The organism is Escherichia sp. MOD1-EC7003, assembly GCF_002965065.1.
Lineage (GTDB): Bacteria > Pseudomonadota > Gammaproteobacteria > Enterobacterales > Enterobacteriaceae > Escherichia.
On record NZ_PTRE01000087.1, the window covers coordinates 1 to 16699 of the forward strand.

The window sequence follows — 16699 nt, forward strand, 5'->3', positions numbered from 1 at the left end:
TGGTAAATAATTTGAAGTCGATCAGTAGCCGCCGTGTGCGCATCCTGAATACGAATTTACGCAAGGTGAGTGATAGCGGGGTGCTCTGGTCACGCTCCTATTTCGCCTGTAGTGCTGGCGGCGCAACAATCGAAACACTGAAAGCGTATGTGGAATCGCAGAAAACACCTGATTAGCTCCCCTTATATCTCCGCCCGATTGGGCGAGGGTTTACGGGGCATTTGCTAAAAAAGCGGCCGCAGTTGTTGCAGAAGAGATCCCAGCGGAGACAAAAAATACGCCGTTACGTTGACGCCAGCATAGTAGGCCGCATGAAAAGCGGGACGCGCATTTTCTGCGGTATCCCCGAAGTATCCCCAGAAAAACAAAAGGACTCACGTTTTTAGCGTAAGTCCTTTTGTTTTATTTGGTGGCCCCTGCTGGACTTGAACCAGCGACCAAGCGATTATGAGTCGCCTGCTCTAACCACTGAGCTAAGGGGCCATGGCTGCGGATTATAAAGTAACTCCGTGCCGTAATCCAGCCATTAACGCGCGCCTGCTGTTTTTATAAACAATGTATTTTCAATCCGTTATACTTTACCCGGTGATGTTAGAAAGGAGTAAATATGGTTGAGGATATTTTGGCTCCAGGATTACGGGTTGTGTTTTGCGGTATCAATCCTGGGCTTTCATCTGCCGGGACTGGTTTTCCATTTGCCCACCCGGCGAATCGCTTCTGGAAGGTGATATATCTGGCCGGATTTACTGACCGTCAGTTGAAGCCGCAGGAGGCGCAGCATCTGCTGGATTATCGTTGTGGCGTCACCAAACTGGTAGACCGTCCAACGGTGCAAGCCAATGAAGTTTCAAAGCAAGAGCTACACGCAGGCGGGCGTAAGCTGGTTGAAAAAATTGAAGATTATCAGCCGCAGGCGTTGGCGATTCTGGGCAAACAAGCATATGAACAGGGATTCAGCCAGCGCGGGGCACAGTGGGGGAAACAAACGCTCACCATTGGCGCGACGCAGATTTGGTTGCTGCCAAATCCCAGCGGTTTGAGTCGCGTTTCACTGGAAAAGCTGGTGGAAGCGTATCGCGAGCTGGACCAGGCGCTGGTGGTGCATGGGCGATAAAAAACGCCACACTTAAGAGGTGGCGTTTATGCAGAGGGACAAGTGCCGGATGCGGCGTAACGCCTGATCCGGCCTACCGATTAGTCGTCCAAGAAGCTACGCAGAACTTCAGAACGGCTCGGGTGACGCAGTTTGCGCAGCGCCTTCGCTTCGATCTGACGGATACGTTCGCGGGTAACGTCGAACTGTTTGCCCACTTCTTCCAGCGTGTGGTCGGTGTTCATGTCGATACCGAAACGCATACGCAGAACTTTCGCTTCACGTGCGGTCAGGCCCGCCAGCACGTCGTGTGTTGCCGCACGCAGGCTTTCGGTGGTCGCAGAATCCAGCGGCAGCTCAAGGGTGGTATCCTCGATGAAATCGCCCAGATGCGAATCTTCATCATCACCGATCGGCGTTTCCATGGAGATTGGCTCTTTGGCGATCTTCAGCACTTTGCGGATCTTATCTTCCGGCATCAGCATACGTTCAGCCAGCTCTTCCGGCGTCGGCTCGCGGCCCATCTCTTGCAGCATCTGGCGAGAAATACGGTTGAGTTTGTTAATCGTCTCAATCATATGCACCGGAATACGGATGGTACGCGCCTGATCCGCGATAGAGCGGGTGATCGCCTGACGGATCCACCAGGTTGCGTAGGTGGAGAACTTGTAACCACGGCGGTATTCGAATTTATCAACCGCTTTCATCAGACCGATATTGCCTTCCTGAATCAGGTCGAGGAACTGCAAGCCACGGTTGGTGTATTTCTTGGCGATAGAAATAACCAGACGCAAGTTTGCTTCAACCATCTCTTTCTTCGCACGGCGAGCTTTCGCTTCACCGATAGACATGCGACGGTTGATATCTTTTACCTGCTCAATGGTCAGGCCGGTTTCTTCTTCAATCTGCTGCAGTTTTTGCAGGGCGCGATGCACTTCTTCAGAGACATCGTGCAGTTTTTCCGACCACGGTTTGTTCATCGCAATTGCCGCGTTGAACCAGGTATCGCTGGTTTCGTTGCCGGTAAACAGGGTAATGAAGTTTTTCTTCGGCATTTTGCACTGCTCAACGCAGAGCTTCATGATCAGACGTTCTTGCATGCGAACGCGGTCCATCATGACGCGCATGCTGTTGACCAGGTAGTCAAACTGCTTCGGCACCAGACGGAACTGTTTGAATACCTCAGACAGTTTCAGGATCTCTTCCTGAGCGGCAGCGTGACTGCGACCTTTCGCTTTGATAGTGTCACGCGTTACAACGTACTGAGCGCGCAGTTCCGAAAATTTTTCGCGAGCCAGTTCCGGGTCGATGCTGTTGTCATCATCGGCGCTGTCGTCATCGCCATCTTCTTCGTCTTCATCTTCATCATCGTCCAGATCTTCCTGGGAAAGCTCAGAACCGACGTGAGTGGCGGTTGGTGCCAGATCTTCTTCTGCGTTCGGGTCAACAAAGCCGGTGATCAGATCGGACAGACGCGCTTCTTCTGCTTCAACACGATCGTACTGTTCCAGCAGATAGGTGATCGCTTCCGGATATTCAGCAACGGAGCATTGAACCTGGTTGATCCCGTCTTCAATTCGCTTAGCGATGTCAATTTCGCCTTCGCGGGTCAACAGTTCAACGGTGCCCATTTCACGCATGTACATGCGTACTGGATCAGTCGTGCGCCCGATTTCAGATTCCACGCTGGAAAGCACTTGCGCGGCGGCTTCGGCAGCATCTTCGTCCGCGGTGTTTTCAGCCAGCATCAGATCATCGGCATCCGGTGCTTCTTCCATCACCTGAATGCCCATGTCGTTGATCATTTGGATGATGTCTTCGATCTGATCTGAATCGACGATATCTTCCGGCAGATGGTCATTGACCTCGGCATAGGTCAGATAGCCTTGCTCCTTACCACGGGTGACAAGAAGTTTCAGCTGTGACTGCGGGTTTTGCTCCATAAGACGGTATCCACACTTATTTCATGAGGTTGGTGTTGGGCGATTGACCCGATGTCCTTCAGGCGTTAATGCTGAAATCCAACGGTTGTTTACCGCCAACGATAATTACGAGGGCGTACTTATATATTTGCCGCTGCCTCTCAGTGCGGCTGTCGGGGGCTTCCCGATCGCTCTTCGGCACTTAAGCCGTTAAATCACTTTTTCGCCAGCTCCTGGTTTAATGTCCAGAGCTCCAGGCGTTCTTCGTTGCTTAAACCATGCGTGCGCTCACGAGCGATTAATTCTTCCTGGCGCAGTTCAAGCAGCGAATCAAACATATGGTTGAGTGAGTCGGTGAAGGTTTGCTCAGCAATATTCTTATCTGCTATATCGTCCCACATCGACAGTTTTTCAAGGGTGGCAGCATTATTTGTACCACGATAGTGCTCTAAAAGTTGCCCGGTGGTCAGACCTGGCTGGGAGAGACAAGTGTTGACCAGTTCTCTGAATAAGCCAAGTCCTGGTAGCTTATTTTCATCCAGATTTTCAAGCGGCGGGACCAACGTCGCTAATTCTGGATTTTGCACCAGTAACCCTATAAGTATACGCATGGTCGTGCGTTTTAGTTGCGGAACAGGGCGAGAAACGCCGCTCTCTGCCGCTTTGGGCATTAATCGTTCAAGCTGGCTGTCATCAAGTATGCCTAATTTGTGGCCTAATTCCTGACGAAGATATATCCGCAGCGTTTCGCCCGGCACTTGTGATATCAATGGCAGTGCCAGCGTACTCAAACGTGCGCGCCCGTCAGGGGTGCTCAGATCAACTTGCGGCATCAGACTGTTAAACAGAAATGCGGAGAGTGGCATCGCCTGTTCCATCCGCACTTCAAACGCCTCTTTACCTTCTTTTCGTACCAGCGTGTCAGGGTCTTCGCCATCAGGCAAAAACATAAAACGTAGCTGACGACCGTCTGTCATATAAGGCAGCGCCGTTTCCAGTGCTCGCCAGGCGGCATCGCGACCAGCACGGTCGCCGTCATAACAGCAAATGACATTGTTGGTCGCGCGGAACAACAGCTGTATGTGATCGGCAGTGGTTGACGTACCCAGCGACGCAACGGCGTAATTAATACCATATTGCGCCAGCGCTACCACGTCCATATAGCCTTCGACCACAAGCAGACGATTGGGTTCAGCGTTATCCTGCTGCGCTTCATAAAGACCGTAAAGCTGGCGGCCTTTATGGAAAATGTCCGTTTCCGGCGAGTTCAGGTATTTGGGGGTATCTTTGCCCAGCACGCGCCCGCCAAAACCAATCACCCGACCGCGTTTATCGCGAATGGGGAACATCACCCGCTCGCGGAAACGATCGTAACTGCGACCCTGATCGTTAGTGACCAACATGCCCGCATCAATCAATGACTGGCGATTTTCTGGATTGCCGCCAAACCGTTTCAGGACGTTGTCCCAGCCGGGGGGCGCAAAACCAATCGCAAAGCGGGCGATGACCTCGTGGCTTAATCCGCGTTTCTCCAGATACTGGCGCGCAGATATGGCTACAGGTTGCTGTAAAGATTGTTGGTAAAACGTATTCAGACCGTCCATCAACTGATAAAGCGTTTGCCGTTGATGGCGCTCGATCTGGCTGGGGCCGCTGCCTGCTTCAAATGGCACTTCAAGATTGTGCATTGCTGCCAGCTCTTCGACCGTTTCGACGAACTCGAGCTTGTCGTAGTTCATCAGGAAGTCGATCGCGTTGCCGTGCGCGCCACATCCAAAACAGTGATAAAATTGTTTCTCACCGTTAACGGTGAATGACGGGGTTTTCTCGTTGTGGAATGGACAACACGCGTGGAAATTCTTGCCCTGCTTTTTCAGCTTCACACGGGCATCGATCAGATCGACGATGTCAGTGCGTGCCAGCAGATCATTAATGAATACGCGTGGGATTCGTCCAGCCATAGGCCCCGATTTTTAGCAATTCATAAACGAAAATAAGCCGCGCATTCCTTTCGGAAGCACGGCCTTACAACTACAACTCGATCTGATCGGAGAGCAACGCTCTCGGTGAATTAGTACAGACGAGTGCGGCGTGCGTTTTCGCGAGCCAGTTTCTTCGCGTGACGTTTCACTGCAGAAGCTTTAGCGCGCTTACGTTCGGTAGTCGGTTTTTCATAGAACTCACGACGACGAACTTCCGCCAGAACACCTGCTTTTTCGCAGGAACGCTTGAAGCGACGCAGAGCTACGTCGAACGGCTCGTTTTCACGTACTTTAATTACCGGCATGTGCCTCTCACCTTTGATTAATTCGGTTTGCCGCTGGCATCGACGCCAGCTTATTTCAAAATGGTGCGGAATTTTACTGCAATTGCTGCTGCTTTGTAAAGCACCGCGGCCTTTTTTGAAAGGGACTTTTATAAGGGTGATGAGTATACACGAGGCTAACTCCCGGGGCGAACAAAGTTTTACATCAACCCGCATTGGCCCTACACTGCGCGGTAATAAAGCGAGGTAAAACAAGTCATGCGTGTACTGGGTATTGAAACTTCCTGCGATGAAACCGGCATCGCCATTTACGACGATGAAAAAGGTTTGTTAGCCAACCAATTGTATAGTCAGGTGAAATTGCACGCTGACTACGGCGGCGTCGTGCCTGAACTGGCCTCCCGCGATCACGTGCGTAAAACTGTACCGTTGATCCAGGCGGCGCTGAAAGAGTCCGGTTTAGCGGCAAAAGACATTGACGCTGTGGCCTATACCGCAGGCCCTGGATTAGTCGGTGCGCTGCTGGTTGGCGCAACCGTGGGGCGTTCTCTGGCGTTTGCCTGGAACGTTCCGGCGATCCCGGTACACCATATGGAAGGGCATCTGTTAGCGCCGATGCTGGAAGATAATCCCCCTGAATTCTCGTTTGTCGCATTGCTGGTTTCCGGCGGTCATACGCAGTTAATCAGCGTGACTGGCATTGGTCAGTACGAGCTGCTCGGCGAGTCTATCGATGATGCTGCTGGTGAAGCGTTTGATAAAACCGCGAAGCTGCTGGGGCTGGATTATCCTGGCGGTCCGTTACTGTCGAAAATGGCGGCGCAGGGTACAGCCGGGCGCTTTGTTTTCCCGCGCCCGATGACCGATCGTCCGGGGCTGGATTTCAGCTTCTCCGGCCTGAAAACCTTCGCGGCAAATACCATTCGTGACAACGGCACCGACGACCAGACGCGTGCTGATATCGCCCGCGCTTTTGAAGATGCGGTGGTTGATACGTTGATGATTAAGTGTAAGCGAGCGCTGGATCAGACGGGCTTTAAGCGACTGGTCATGGCGGGCGGCGTGAGTGCTAACCGCACGCTACGGGCGAAACTGGCCGAAATGATGAAAAAACGCCGCGGCGAAGTGTTCTACGCGCGTCCGGAATTTTGTACTGATAATGGTGCGATGATCGCCTATGCCGGAATGGTGCGCTTTAAAGCTGGCGCAACGGCAGATCTCGGCGTTAGCGTGCGTCCGCGCTGGCCGCTGGCAGAGTTACCGGCTGCGTAAAAGCGTATTTCAGCCTGTAAAGTATACCCGCAGGCTGAAAATTTTTATTCAGGATCCTTTTCGCGCTTTCTTTTGAATTTCGTCCAGATTTTGGTCTCCTGACGACGCCACAGACGCTGGATGTTGTCATGATGACGCAGCAGGATAAGGCAAGAGAGCATCGAAACCGGGAAGGTGAATTGGGGCTTAAACCACCAGACATAAAACGGAGCAATCAGTGCACTGACAATCGCTCCCAGCGACGAGTATCCGCTCAATAGCACGGTCAGTAACCAGGTTCCCGCCATTACTCCGGTGAGATCCCAGCCTATCGGGGCGATGGCGCCAAAAGCGGTAGCAACGCCTTTCCCTCCTTTAAAACCGAAGAAAACGGGCCAGATGTGTCCAAGACAGGCGGCGATAGCAATTAAGCCTAGCCAGAAGGGACTGACACCTAATTCATACGCGCCCCAGACGGGTAACATTCCTTTCAGAACGTCGAAAATCAGTACTGCTACGGCTGCTCCCTTGCCACCGATACGTAATACATTGGTTGCGCCAGGATTGCCGGAGCCGCTGGTTCGCGGATCGGGCAGCCCACACAAGCGGCAAACCAGAATGGCACTGGAAATGGAGCCGCAGAGGTACGCGATGAGGATCATTCCAGGCGCGATTACACTCATAAGCTGTTCCGTTTTGAAAATTCGTGTTCAACGATGAATCTGTGGATAATACGCACATTTCGCCGGAAGTGGTATCCGGTTAGCCAAAAAGCAGGCAGGACGTGATGGATATTGTATTTATAGAGCAACTTTCGATAATCACCACTATTGGTGTTTACGACTGGGAACAGACCATCGAACAGAAGTTAGTGTTCGATATCGAAATGGCGTGGGATAACCGTAAAGCGGCGAAAAGTGATGATGTAGCGGATTGCCTCAGCTACGCTGATATCGCCGAAACAGTGGTCAGCCACGTCGAGGGAGCGCGTTTTGCGCTGGTGGAACGCGTGGCAGAAGAGGTAGCAGAGCTGCTGTTAGCACGCTTCAACTCGCCGTGGGTGCGTATCAAACTCAGCAAGCCAGGCGCAGTGGCGCGGGCGGCGAATGTTGGCGTAATCATTGAGCGTGGCAATAATCTGAAAGAAAATAATTAATTTTACAGCTGTTAAACCAAACGGTTATAACCTGGTCATACTGCGGTAGTTCGGACAAGCGTTACATTTTTATAATTTAGGGGTTTATTGATGAGCGATATGCACTCGCTGCTGATAGCGGCAATATTGGGTGTGGTCGAGGGATTGACAGAATTTCTGCCGGTATCCAGTACGGGCCATATGATTATTGTCGGTCACTTGTTGGGATTTGAGGGCGACACGGCGAAAACCTTTGAAGTCGTGATCCAACTCGGGTCTATTCTGGCGGTGGTAGTGATGTTCTGGCGGCGTCTGTTTGGCCTGATTGGCATTCATTTTGGTCGCCCACGGCAACATGAAGGAGAAAGCAAAGGCCGCTTAACGCTGATCCACATTTTGCTGGGGATGATTCCGGCGGTGGTGCTGGGGCTGTTGTTCCACGACACGATTAAGTCATTGTTTAACCCAATAAATGTGATGTATGCGCTGGTTGTTGGCGGTTTGTTGCTGATTGCCGCCGAATGCCTGAAGCCGAAAGAGCCGCGTGCGCCGGGTCTGGATGATATGACCTATCGTCAGGCGTTTATGATTGGCTGTTTCCAGTGTCTGGCGCTGTGGCCGGGTTTCTCCCGTTCCGGGGCGACAATTTCAGGCGGGATGCTGATGGGGGTGAGCCGTTACGCGGCTTCCGAGTTCTCGTTCTTGTTGGCAGTGCCGATGATGATGGGCGCAACGGCGCTCGATCTCTACAAAAGCTGGGGTTTCCTGACAACCGGCGATATCCCGATGTTTGCCGTTGGGTTTATCACCGCTTTTGTGGTGGCGCTGATAGCGATTAAAACCTTCCTGCAATTGATTAAGCGCATTTCGTTTATCCCGTTCGCCATTTATCGCTTTATTGTGGCGGCTGCGGTGTACGTTGTGTTCTTTTGATGTTAAGAATCGTGTCGGATGCGACGCTGAGGCGTCTTATCCGACCTACATGCCTACAATTGTCCACGATCGCGTAGGCCGTATCTGGCAAAATAGCCAGTATTTACTCAGGCTTTGGGCAATGTTGTTCCTTCCAGCTGGCTACCGCCGCAATCCGGCGTCGGGTCAGCTCCTCGCGGATCTCCACACCTTTAAATCCCGCTTCAACGACGGCTTTTGTCGGTACTGACTGCGCCACTTCCCAGGCTTCGCGCAACCAGCGGCCTTGCGGGTAGTCGGCCAATTCAAACCCGGTTCTGCCGCGCACGTCAGCCTCACTGGTCAGCGCCAGTTGCTCGATACGCTGCGGTTTGCGCCAGGCGTCGATGGAATCAAACAATTTAACAATGGTTTTCGGGTTCAGCATTGGGAAGGTGTGAATGAGATCGTGAAACTCGGCTACCAGTTTGGCTAAATCGCGAATTTCATTGGGTACGCGCAGACGCTGACATAGTTGTTCTACTAATTTCACACCCGCCGGACCGTGACCATGATGATGCGGCCAAAGTTCTGGCGGCGTCAGCCCTTTACCGAGATCGTGGCATAAGGTAGCGAAACGGACATCAATCTGCGGACTCAGCATTGCCGCCATTGAGAGTGTCATTAAAGTGTGAATACCCGTGTCGATTTCCGGATGCCATTTGGCGGGCGCTGGAACGCCGAACAGGGCGTCAATTTCCGGGAATAAAACGCGCAGTGCACCGCAATCGCGCAGCACCTGGAAGAACACCTGTGGATTGCGGGTGGTGAGGGCGCTTTCCGTTTCTTTCCACACCCGTTCAGGCGTCAGGTGTTCCAGTTCACCCGCGTGGGTCATCTCGCGCATCAGCGCCAGAGTTTCATCGGCAATACGAAAACCGAGGTGGGCATAACGCGCAGCAAAACGCGCCACGCGCAGTACGCGTAACGGATCTTCGCCAAAAGCGGGGGAAACATGGCGCAACAGACGATTTTGCAGATCGCCCAGACCGTTGTACGGGTCGATAATCTCGCCGTCATCGTCCTGGGCCAGCGCATTAATGGTCAGATCGCGGCGCTTAAGATCATCTTCCAGCGTGACATCCGGTGCAGCATAGCAGGTAAAACCAGTGTAACCGGAACCGGATTTCCGTTCGGTACGTGCCAGCGCATACTCTTCATGCGTTTGTGGATGCAGAAAAACAGGAAAATCGCGGCCTACCTGCTGGTAGCCCGCATTGAGCATCTCCTGTGGCGTACTGCCGACCACCACCCAATCTCTGTCTTTGACCGGTAGCCCTAACAATGCATCCCGAACAGCACCACCGACCAGATAAATCTTCACGCCATCATCCCTTCATCAAATATACAATCCCTAATAATAAGACAGTGCAACGAAGAAGGCGATTTAGCTCATCCAGCGATCTTTACGTTTGCGCGTTGGGATCAGGTGCGGCAGTACCAGACCGAGCAGCAAGCCAAGCCCCAGCACGCCGCCGCCATACATAAACCATTGCATGATGATGGTGCGCTGTTTGTCATCCAGCTGCACGCTGGCGGCATCGACCTTTTTCTGTGCGACAATCAGCTCGTTTTTCAGTTTCTGATTTTCTTCTTTTAATCCGTTGATCACGCTGTCGCTCTGCGCCACTTTTTGCTGCATTTCTGCGGTGCGCTGATTCCAGGTGTTATCAATATTATTGAGTTTATCGGTCAGGGTTTTGACCTGATTTTCCAGATCTGGCACACGGGAGCGCAGGCTTGGCTCAGTGCTAAGTTGTTTCAACGGGATCCAGGCGATACGGCCAGAGCTGTCTTTCACCTGGGCGTAATTGGTGTTGGCGTCAGTTTGTAATAAGGTCACTTCCTCGCCGGCGTTAACCGTGCCCACGAGGCGATAACGATCTCCCGGACCACTACGGACCCAGGTATTCAGTTCGTCAGAAACATAGCGAGTTTCTTCGGCGTGTGAGACGGCAGTGGCGCTAAGTGCGAGTAAAGTTAATCCGATCAGACGTAATTTTGGCATCAGGCTGTCGTTATTGTCATGGAAAGTGGAACGATAGTAGTGGCATCAGTGTCTCTACGCAAAGCATTCGACATCAATAGGAATCCTCTGTGTCAGGTCTTGCCACTGCTTCAAACTTTTACGCCCGTCAAATTGCCCGTTGCATGGCAATTTGGCGCAAAATACTATCTACTGACAAAAAAGATCGCATTAAGTTCGCCGTTCATCGTCACTTATGTGACATAACCGATAAGTAAAGTCTATGGCTCAGGAAATCGAATTAAAGTTTATTGTTAATCACAGTGCCATTAAGGCATTGCGTGACCATCTCAATACGCTGGGCGGCGAGCACCATGACCCCGTGCAGTTGCTGAATATTTATTACGAAACACCGGATAACTGGCTGCGTGGGCACGACATGGGCTTACGTATTCGGGGCGAAAATGGTCGCTATGAGATGACCATGAAAGTCGCAGGAAGAGTAACAGGCGGCTTACACCAGCGCCCGGAATATAACGTGGCGTTGAGCGAACCGACGCTCGACCTGGCGAAGTTACCGACGGAAGTCTGGCCTAACGGCGAATTACCTGCCGATCTCGCTTCCCGCGTACAACCGCTGTTCAGCACCGATTTTTATCGCGAAAAATGGCTGGTGGACGTGGATGAGAGTCAGATTGAAATCGCTCTCGACCAGGGTGAGGTGAAAGCCGGTGAATTTGCTGAACCTATCTGCGAGCTGGAACTGGAACTGCTTAGCGGCGACACGCGCGCGGTGCTAAAACTGGCGAACCAACTGGTATCACAAACCGGATTACGCCAGGGCAGCCTGAGCAAAGCGGCACGTGGCTATCATCTGGCGCAGGGCAACCCTGCGCGTGAAATTAAACCCACCACCATTTTGCATGTTGCGGCAAAAGCTGATGTGGAACAGGGGCTGGAAGCCGCGCTCGAGCTGGCGTTAGCGCAATGGCAGTATCATGAAGAACTGTGGGTACGCGGCAATGATGCGGCGAAAGAGCAGGTGCTGGCAGCCATTGGCCTGGTCCGTCATACGCTGGTGCTATTCGGTGGCATTGTGCCGCGTAAAGCGAGTGCTCACTTACGTGACCTGCTGACCCAATGCGAAGCAACTATCGCTTCTGCGGTGTCTGCCGTGACGGCGGTCTACTCTACCGAAACCGCAATGGCGAAGCTGGCGTTGACCGAATGGCTGGTAAGCAAAGCCTGGCAGCCGTTTTTAGATGCCAAAGCACAGAGCAAAATCAGCGATTCCTTTAAACGCTTTGCCGATATCCAGCTTTCCCGCCATGCCGCTGAACTGAAAAGCGTTTTCTGCCAGCCGTTAGGCGATCGCTACCATGACCAGTTGCCGCGCCTGACGCGTGACATTGACTCAATACTGTTGCTGGCGGGTTACTACGATCCTGTCGTCGCGCAAGCCTGGCTGGAGAACTGGCAGGGGCTACGTCACGCTATTGCGACCGGGCAACGCATTGAAATTGAACATTTCCGTAATGAGGCAAACAATCAGGAACCGTTCTGGTTGCACAGCGGAAAACGTTAATCAGGCAAGGATAAAATCGCTTATGAAGCTGCTCTCTTCACCGTTACAGCAGTACTGGCAGACCGTTGTTGAGCGGCTGTCAGCGCCTTTAGCCGAGGAATCACTTAGTGCACAGGCGAAGTCGGTACTTACTTTCAGTGATTTTGTGCAAGACAGCGTAATTGCGCATCCAGAGTGGCTGACGGAACTGGAAAGCCAGCCGCCGCAGGCCGACGAATGGCAGCATTACGGCGTGTGGTTGCAGGATGCGCTCAGTAATGTGAACGACGAAACTGGGTTAATGCGCGAGCTGCGGCTGTTCCGGCGGCGCATTATGGTACGTATTGCCTGGGCGCAAACGCTGGCACTGGTTACTGAAGAGAGCATTTTGCAGCAACTGAGTCATCTGGCAGAGACGCTGATTGTCGCGGCGCGCGACTGGCTGTATGACGCTTGTTGTCGTGAGTGGGGAACGCCGTGCAATGCGCAGGGCGAAGCGCAACCGCTGCTGATTTTAGGTATGGGCAAACTGGGCGGCGGGGAACTGAATTTCTCCTCCGATATCGATTTGATTTTTGCCTGGCCGGAACATGGTTGCACGCAGGGCGGGCGCCGGGAATTAGATAATGCGCAGTTTTTTACCCGCATGGGCCAGCGGCTGATTAAAGTATTGGATCAACCGACGCAGGATGGCTTTGTCTATCGCGTAGATATGCGGCTGCGTCCGTTTGGCGAAAGCGGACCGCTGGTGTTGAGCTTTGCGGCGCTGGAAGATTATTACCAGGAGCAGGGGCGCGACTGGGAGCGTTACGCGATGGTCAAGGCGCGGATTATGGGCGATAGCGATGGCATCTATGCTAACGAGTTGCGTTCGATGCTGCGTCCGTTTGTTTTCCGTCGTTACATTGATTTCAGCGTGATCCAGTCGCTGCGCAACATGAAGGGAATGATTGCCCGTGAAGTGCGCCGTCGTGGTTTGACCGACAACATCAAACTTGGCGCGGGTGGCATTCGCGAAATCGAGTTTATCGTCCAGGTGTTCCAGCTTATTCGCGGCGGGCGCGAACCGTCGCTGCAATCGCGCTCTTTGCTGCCCACTCTCAGTGCCATTGCCGCGCTGCATCTGCTTTCTGAAAACGATGCCGAACAATTGCGAGTGGCATATCTGTTCCTGCGGCGTCTGGAAAACTTGCTGCAAAGCATTAACGACGAACAAACCCAGACGCTTCCAGCCGATGAGCTTAACCGTGCGCGGCTGGCGTGGGCGATGGATTTTGCTGACTGGCAGCAACTGGCCGGGGTGCTGGCTGAGCACATGGTCAATGTACGCCGGGTATTTAACGAATTGATTGGCGACGACGAAAGCGAAACTCAGGAAGAATCGCTGTCGGAACAGTGGCGTGAGTTGTGGCAGGATGCGTTGCAGGAAGATGACACCACGCCAGTGCTGGCGCACCTTAGCGAGGACGAACGCAAACAAGTGCTGACGCTGATTGCCGATTTCCGCAAAGAGCTGGATAAGCGCACTATCGGGCCGCGTGGACGTCAGGTGCTCGACCATCTGATGCCGCATCTGCTAAGTGATGTATGTACGCGTGAAGATGCTGCTGTCACGCTGTCGCGCATTACGGCCTTGCTGGTGGGGATTGTTACCCGCACCACCTATTTAGAATTGCTCAGTGAATTCCCGGCGGCGCTTAAACATTTGATTTCTCTGTGTGCCGCATCACCGATGATAGCCAGCCAACTGGCGCGTTATCCGTTATTGCTGGATGAATTGCTCGATCCAAATACCCTCTACCAACCAACGGCGACTGATGCCTACCGTGATGAACTGCGCCAGTATTTGCTGCGCGTACCGGAAGATGACGAAGAACAACAGCTTGAGGCGTTGCGTCAGTTTAAACAGGCGCAACTGTTACGTATTGCGGCGGCAGATATTGCCGGTACGCTGCCGGTAATGAAAGTGAGCGATCACTTAACCTGGTTGGCTGAAGCCATGATAGATGCCGTCGTACAGCAGGCGTGGGTTCAAATGGTTGCCCGCTACGGTAAACCGAATCACCTGAACGAACGCGAAGGGCGTGGTTTTGCGGTGGTTGGCTACGGCAAGCTGGGCGGCTGGGAGTTAGGCTACAGTTCCGATCTTGACCTGATCTTCCTCCATGATTGCCCAATGGATGCGGTGACTGACGGCGAGCGGGAAATCGACGGGCGACAGTTTTATCTGCGTCTGGCGCAACGCATTATGCATCTGTTCAGTACGCGTACTTCTTCCGGCATTTTGTATGAAGTGGATGCTCGACTGCGTCCATCCGGGGCGGCGGGAATGCTGGTTACTTCCGCAGAAGCGTTTGCCGATTATCAGAAAAACGAGGCCTGGACGTGGGAACATCAGGCGCTGGTGCGTGCGCGTGTCGTGTATGGCGATCCACAGCTCACCGCGCACTTTGATGCGGTGCGTCGCGAGATTATGACGCTGCCGCGTGAAGGTAAAACTCTGCAAACGGAAGTGCGGGAAATGCGCGAGAAAATGCGCGCTCATCTCGGTAATAAACATCGCGATCGCTTTGATATCAAAGCCGATGAAGGTGGAATTACTGATATTGAATTTATTACGCAGTATCTGGTGTTGCGCTACGCTCATGAAAAACCGAAGTTAACGCGCTGGTCAGACAACGTGCGTATTCTGGAACTGCTGGCGCAAAACGACATTATGGAAGAGCAGGAAGCGATGGCACTGACCCGTGCTTACACGACGCTGCGCGATGAACTTCATCATCTGGCATTACAGGAATTGCCGGGTCATGTACCGGAGGATTACTTCACCACAGAGCGTGATCTGGTGCGGGCAAGCTGGCAGAAGTGGCTGGAGGAAGAATGAAGTATGGTATCATCGCGTACAAATTTTGAATCTCTCAGGAGACAGGAATGAAAGTAACTCTGCCAGAGTTTGAACGTGCAGGAGTGATGGTGGTTGGTGATGTGATGCTGGATCGTTACTGGTACGGTCCCACCAGCCGTATCTCGCCGGAAGCGCCGGTGCCCGTGGTTAAAGTGAATGCCATCGAAGAACGTCCGGGCGGCGCGGCTAACGTGGCGATGAATATCGCTTCTCTCGGTGCCAATGCTCGCCTGGTCGGGTTGACGGGCATTGACGATGCGGCGCGCGCGCTGAGTAAATCCCTGGCCGATGTCAACGTCAAATGCGACTTCGTTTCTGTACCGACACATCCGACCATCACCAAACTGCGGGTGCTTTCCCGCAACCAACAGCTGATCCGTCTGGATTTCGAAGAAGGTTTCGAAGGCGTTGATCCGCAGCCACTGCACGAGCGGATTAATCAGGCGCTGAGTTCGATTGGCGCGTTGGTGCTTTCTGATTATGCGAAAGGTGCGCTGACAAGTGTGCAGCAGATGATCCAGCTGGCGCGTAAAGCAGGCGTACCGGTGCTGATTGATCCAAAAGGTACCGATTTTGAACGTTACCGTGGTGCTACGCTGCTGACGCCGAATCTCTCGGAATTTGAAGCTGTTGTCGGTAAATGTAAGACCGAAGAAGAGATTGTTGAACGCGGCATGAAACTGATTGCCGATTACGAACTCTCTGCGCTGTTGGTAACCCGTTCCGAGCAGGGTATGACGCTGTTGCAACCGGCTAAAGGGCCACTGCATATGCCAACTCAGGCGCAGGAAGTGTATGACGTTACCGGTGCGGGCGACACAGTAATTGGTGTGCTGGCAGCAACGCTGGCGGCGGGTAAGTCGCTGGAAGAGGCTTGCTACTTTGCCAACGCGGCGGCTGGCGTGGTGGTTGGCAAACTGGGCACATCCACGGTTTCGCCGATTGAGCTGGAAAACGCAGTACGTGGACGTGCGGACACCGGTTTTGGTGTGATGACCGAAGAGGAGCTGAAGCTGGCCGTAGCGGCAGCGCGTAAACGCGGTGAAAAAGTGGTGATGACCAATGGCGTCTTTGACATCCTGCACGCCGGGCACGTCTCTTATCTGGCAAATGCCCGCAAACTGGGTGACCGCTTGATTGTCGCAGTGAACAGCGATGCCTCCACCAAACGCCTGAAAGGTGATTCCCGCCCCGTTAACCCGCTCGAACTGCGTATGATTGTGCTTGGCGCACTGGAAGCGGTCGACTGGGTAGTGTCGTTTGAAGAAGACACGCCGCAGCGCTTGATCACCGCGATCCTGCCAGACCTGCTGGTGAAAGGTGGCGACTATAAACCAGAAGAGATCGCCGGGAGTAAAGAGGTCTGGGCCAACGGTGGCGAAGTGCTGGTGCTCAACTTCGAAGATGGTTGCTCGACCACTAACATTATCAAGAAGATCCAACTGGATAAAAAAGGCTAACCGGAAAGCGAGTCGCAGATCTCGCTTTGTGTCTGGCAGGCCTATTGACGCTGTTGTTTTTTCAACCTAGAGTAAAGGAACAAGGGTAAGGGAGGATTTCTCCCCCCTCTGAATTGGTTGTTAATAAGCCTGGAAACTTACGAGTAACAACACAATCAGTATGATGACGAACTTCATCATAACCCT

15 protein-coding genes and 1 tRNA gene are annotated in these 16699 nt (G+C 53.0%); 8 read left to right on the forward strand and 8 right to left on the reverse strand.

The window, feature by feature from the left end:
- Window positions 1–176: transposase (locus A7090_RS15845; protein ID WP_198599560.1), on the forward strand; the 176-nt coding region annotated here is incomplete at its 5' end.
- Window positions 177–407: 231 nt separating this feature from the next.
- Here A7090_RS15845 and A7090_RS15850 read toward each other — a convergent pair.
- A tRNA-Ile gene (locus A7090_RS15850) sits at window positions 408–483 on the reverse strand.
- 124 nt (window positions 484–607) lie between these two features.
- Between A7090_RS15850 and mug the strand changes: the two genes are divergently transcribed.
- Complete coding sequence (mug, locus tag A7090_RS15855; protein ID WP_105274740.1) at window positions 608–1114, forward strand: G/U mismatch-specific DNA glycosylase; 507 nt, start codon at window positions 608–610, stop codon at window positions 1112–1114.
- An 80-nt stretch (window positions 1115–1194) separates the two neighbouring features.
- On the opposite strand, the gene rpoD is transcribed toward mug, so the two are convergent.
- The 3 genes from rpoD to rpsU form a co-directional block, all read right to left on the reverse strand.
- Window positions 1195–3036, reverse strand: a complete 1842-nt coding sequence (gene rpoD / locus A7090_RS15860; protein ID WP_105274741.1) for an RNA polymerase sigma factor RpoD — start codon at window positions 3034–3036, stop codon at window positions 1195–1197.
- A gap of 194 nt (window positions 3037–3230) precedes the next feature.
- Window positions 3231–4976 carry a DNA primase gene (gene dnaG / locus A7090_RS15870; protein WP_105274743.1) on the reverse strand — a complete coding sequence of 582 codons (1746 nt, stop codon included), beginning with the start codon at window positions 4974–4976 and terminating at the stop codon, window positions 3231–3233.
- 110 nt (window positions 4977–5086) lie between these two features.
- Window positions 5087–5302, reverse strand: a complete 216-nt coding sequence (rpsU, locus tag A7090_RS15875; protein ID WP_001144069.1) for a 30S ribosomal protein S21 — start codon at window positions 5300–5302, stop codon at window positions 5087–5089.
- 237 nt (window positions 5303–5539) lie between these two features.
- On the opposite strand from rpsU, the gene tsaD reads away from it, so the two are divergent.
- Complete coding sequence (gene tsaD, locus A7090_RS15885) at window positions 5540–6553, forward strand: tRNA (adenosine(37)-N6)-threonylcarbamoyltransferase complex transferase subunit TsaD (RefSeq protein ID WP_105274745.1); 1014 nt, start codon at window positions 5540–5542, stop codon at window positions 6551–6553.
- A 44-nt stretch (window positions 6554–6597) separates the two neighbouring features.
- Here the strand turns inward: tsaD and plsY are convergent, their stop codons facing one another.
- On the reverse strand, window positions 6598–7215 hold the full coding sequence (gene plsY / locus A7090_RS15890; RefSeq protein ID WP_105274746.1) for a glycerol-3-phosphate 1-O-acyltransferase PlsY: 618 nt from the start codon (window positions 7213–7215) through the stop codon (window positions 6598–6600).
- 104 nt (window positions 7216–7319) lie between these two features.
- On the opposite strand from plsY, the gene folB reads away from it, so the two are divergent.
- A complete protein-coding gene (gene folB, locus A7090_RS15895) occupies window positions 7320–7688 on the forward strand; it encodes a bifunctional dihydroneopterin aldolase/7,8-dihydroneopterin epimerase (RefSeq protein WP_105274747.1) in 369 nt (122 codons plus the stop codon).
- A gap of 90 nt (window positions 7689–7778) precedes the next feature.
- A complete protein-coding gene (gene bacA / locus A7090_RS15900) occupies window positions 7779–8600 on the forward strand; it encodes an undecaprenyl-diphosphate phosphatase (protein ID WP_105274748.1) in 822 nt (273 codons plus the stop codon).
- Between the two features lie 103 nt (window positions 8601–8703).
- On the opposite strand, the gene cca is transcribed toward bacA, so the two are convergent.
- Window positions 8704–9942 (reverse strand): fused tRNA nucleotidyltransferase/2',3'-cyclic phosphodiesterase/2' nucleotidase/phosphatase Cca, encoded by a 1239-nt coding sequence (gene cca / locus A7090_RS15905; RefSeq protein WP_105274749.1) that lies wholly within the window; start codon window positions 9940–9942, stop codon window positions 8704–8706.
- Window positions 9943–10005: 63 nt separating this feature from the next.
- Window positions 10006–10626: a TIGR04211 family SH3 domain-containing protein gene (locus A7090_RS15910; protein ID WP_105274750.1), complete on the reverse strand. Its 621-nt coding sequence runs from the start codon at window positions 10624–10626 to the stop codon at window positions 10006–10008.
- A gap of 241 nt (window positions 10627–10867) precedes the next feature.
- On the opposite strand from A7090_RS15910, the gene ygiF reads away from it, so the two are divergent.
- From ygiF to hldE, 3 genes are read left to right on the forward strand one after another with little or no spacing between them, the layout of a single operon-like run.
- Complete coding sequence (gene ygiF, locus A7090_RS15920) at window positions 10868–12169, forward strand: inorganic triphosphatase (RefSeq protein WP_105274751.1); 1302 nt, start codon at window positions 10868–10870, stop codon at window positions 12167–12169.
- A 22-nt stretch (window positions 12170–12191) separates the two neighbouring features.
- Entirely contained in the window at window positions 12192–15032 is a 2841-nt protein-coding gene (gene glnE / locus A7090_RS15925; RefSeq protein WP_105274752.1) for a bifunctional [glutamate--ammonia ligase]-adenylyl-L-tyrosine phosphorylase/[glutamate--ammonia-ligase] adenylyltransferase, read from the forward strand.
- Window positions 15033–15079: 47 nt separating this feature from the next.
- Window positions 15080–16513 carry a bifunctional D-glycero-beta-D-manno-heptose-7-phosphate kinase/D-glycero-beta-D-manno-heptose 1-phosphate adenylyltransferase HldE gene (gene hldE / locus A7090_RS15930; protein ID WP_105274753.1) on the forward strand — a complete coding sequence of 478 codons (1434 nt, stop codon included), beginning with the start codon at window positions 15080–15082 and terminating at the stop codon, window positions 16511–16513.
- Between the two features lie 120 nt (window positions 16514–16633).
- On the opposite strand, the gene A7090_RS15935 is transcribed toward hldE, so the two are convergent.
- Entirely contained in the window at window positions 16634–16693 is a 60-nt protein-coding gene (locus A7090_RS15935; protein WP_072148302.1) for a type I toxin-antitoxin system Ibs family toxin, read from the reverse strand.
- Between the last annotated feature and the right edge of the window lie 6 nt (window positions 16694–16699).

Coding starts and splice junctions, on each gene's coding strand:
- mug (WP_105274740.1), top strand. CDS start 608: ATGGTTGAGGATATTTTGGCTCCAGGATTACGGGTTGTGTTTTGCGGT.
- rpoD (WP_105274741.1), bottom strand. CDS start 3,036: ATGGAGCAAAACCCGCAGTCACAGCTGAAACTTCTTGTCACCCGTGGT.
- dnaG (WP_105274743.1), bottom strand. CDS start 4,976: ATGGCTGGACGAATCCCACGCGTATTCATTAATGATCTGCTGGCACGC.
- rpsU (WP_001144069.1), bottom strand. CDS start 5,302: ATGCCGGTAATTAAAGTACGTGAAAACGAGCCGTTCGACGTAGCTCTG.
- tsaD (WP_105274745.1), top strand. CDS start 5,540: ATGCGTGTACTGGGTATTGAAACTTCCTGCGATGAAACCGGCATCGCC.
- plsY (WP_105274746.1), bottom strand. CDS start 7,215: ATGAGTGTAATCGCGCCTGGAATGATCCTCATCGCGTACCTCTGCGGC.
- folB (WP_105274747.1), top strand. CDS start 7,320: ATGGATATTGTATTTATAGAGCAACTTTCGATAATCACCACTATTGGT.
- bacA (WP_105274748.1), top strand. CDS start 7,779: ATGAGCGATATGCACTCGCTGCTGATAGCGGCAATATTGGGTGTGGTC.
- A7090_RS15910 (WP_105274750.1), bottom strand. CDS start 10,626: ATGCCAAAATTACGTCTGATCGGATTAACTTTACTCGCACTTAGCGCC.
- ygiF (WP_105274751.1), top strand. CDS start 10,868: ATGGCTCAGGAAATCGAATTAAAGTTTATTGTTAATCACAGTGCCATT.
- glnE (WP_105274752.1), top strand. CDS start 12,192: ATGAAGCTGCTCTCTTCACCGTTACAGCAGTACTGGCAGACCGTTGTT.
- hldE (WP_105274753.1), top strand. CDS start 15,080: ATGAAAGTAACTCTGCCAGAGTTTGAACGTGCAGGAGTGATGGTGGTT.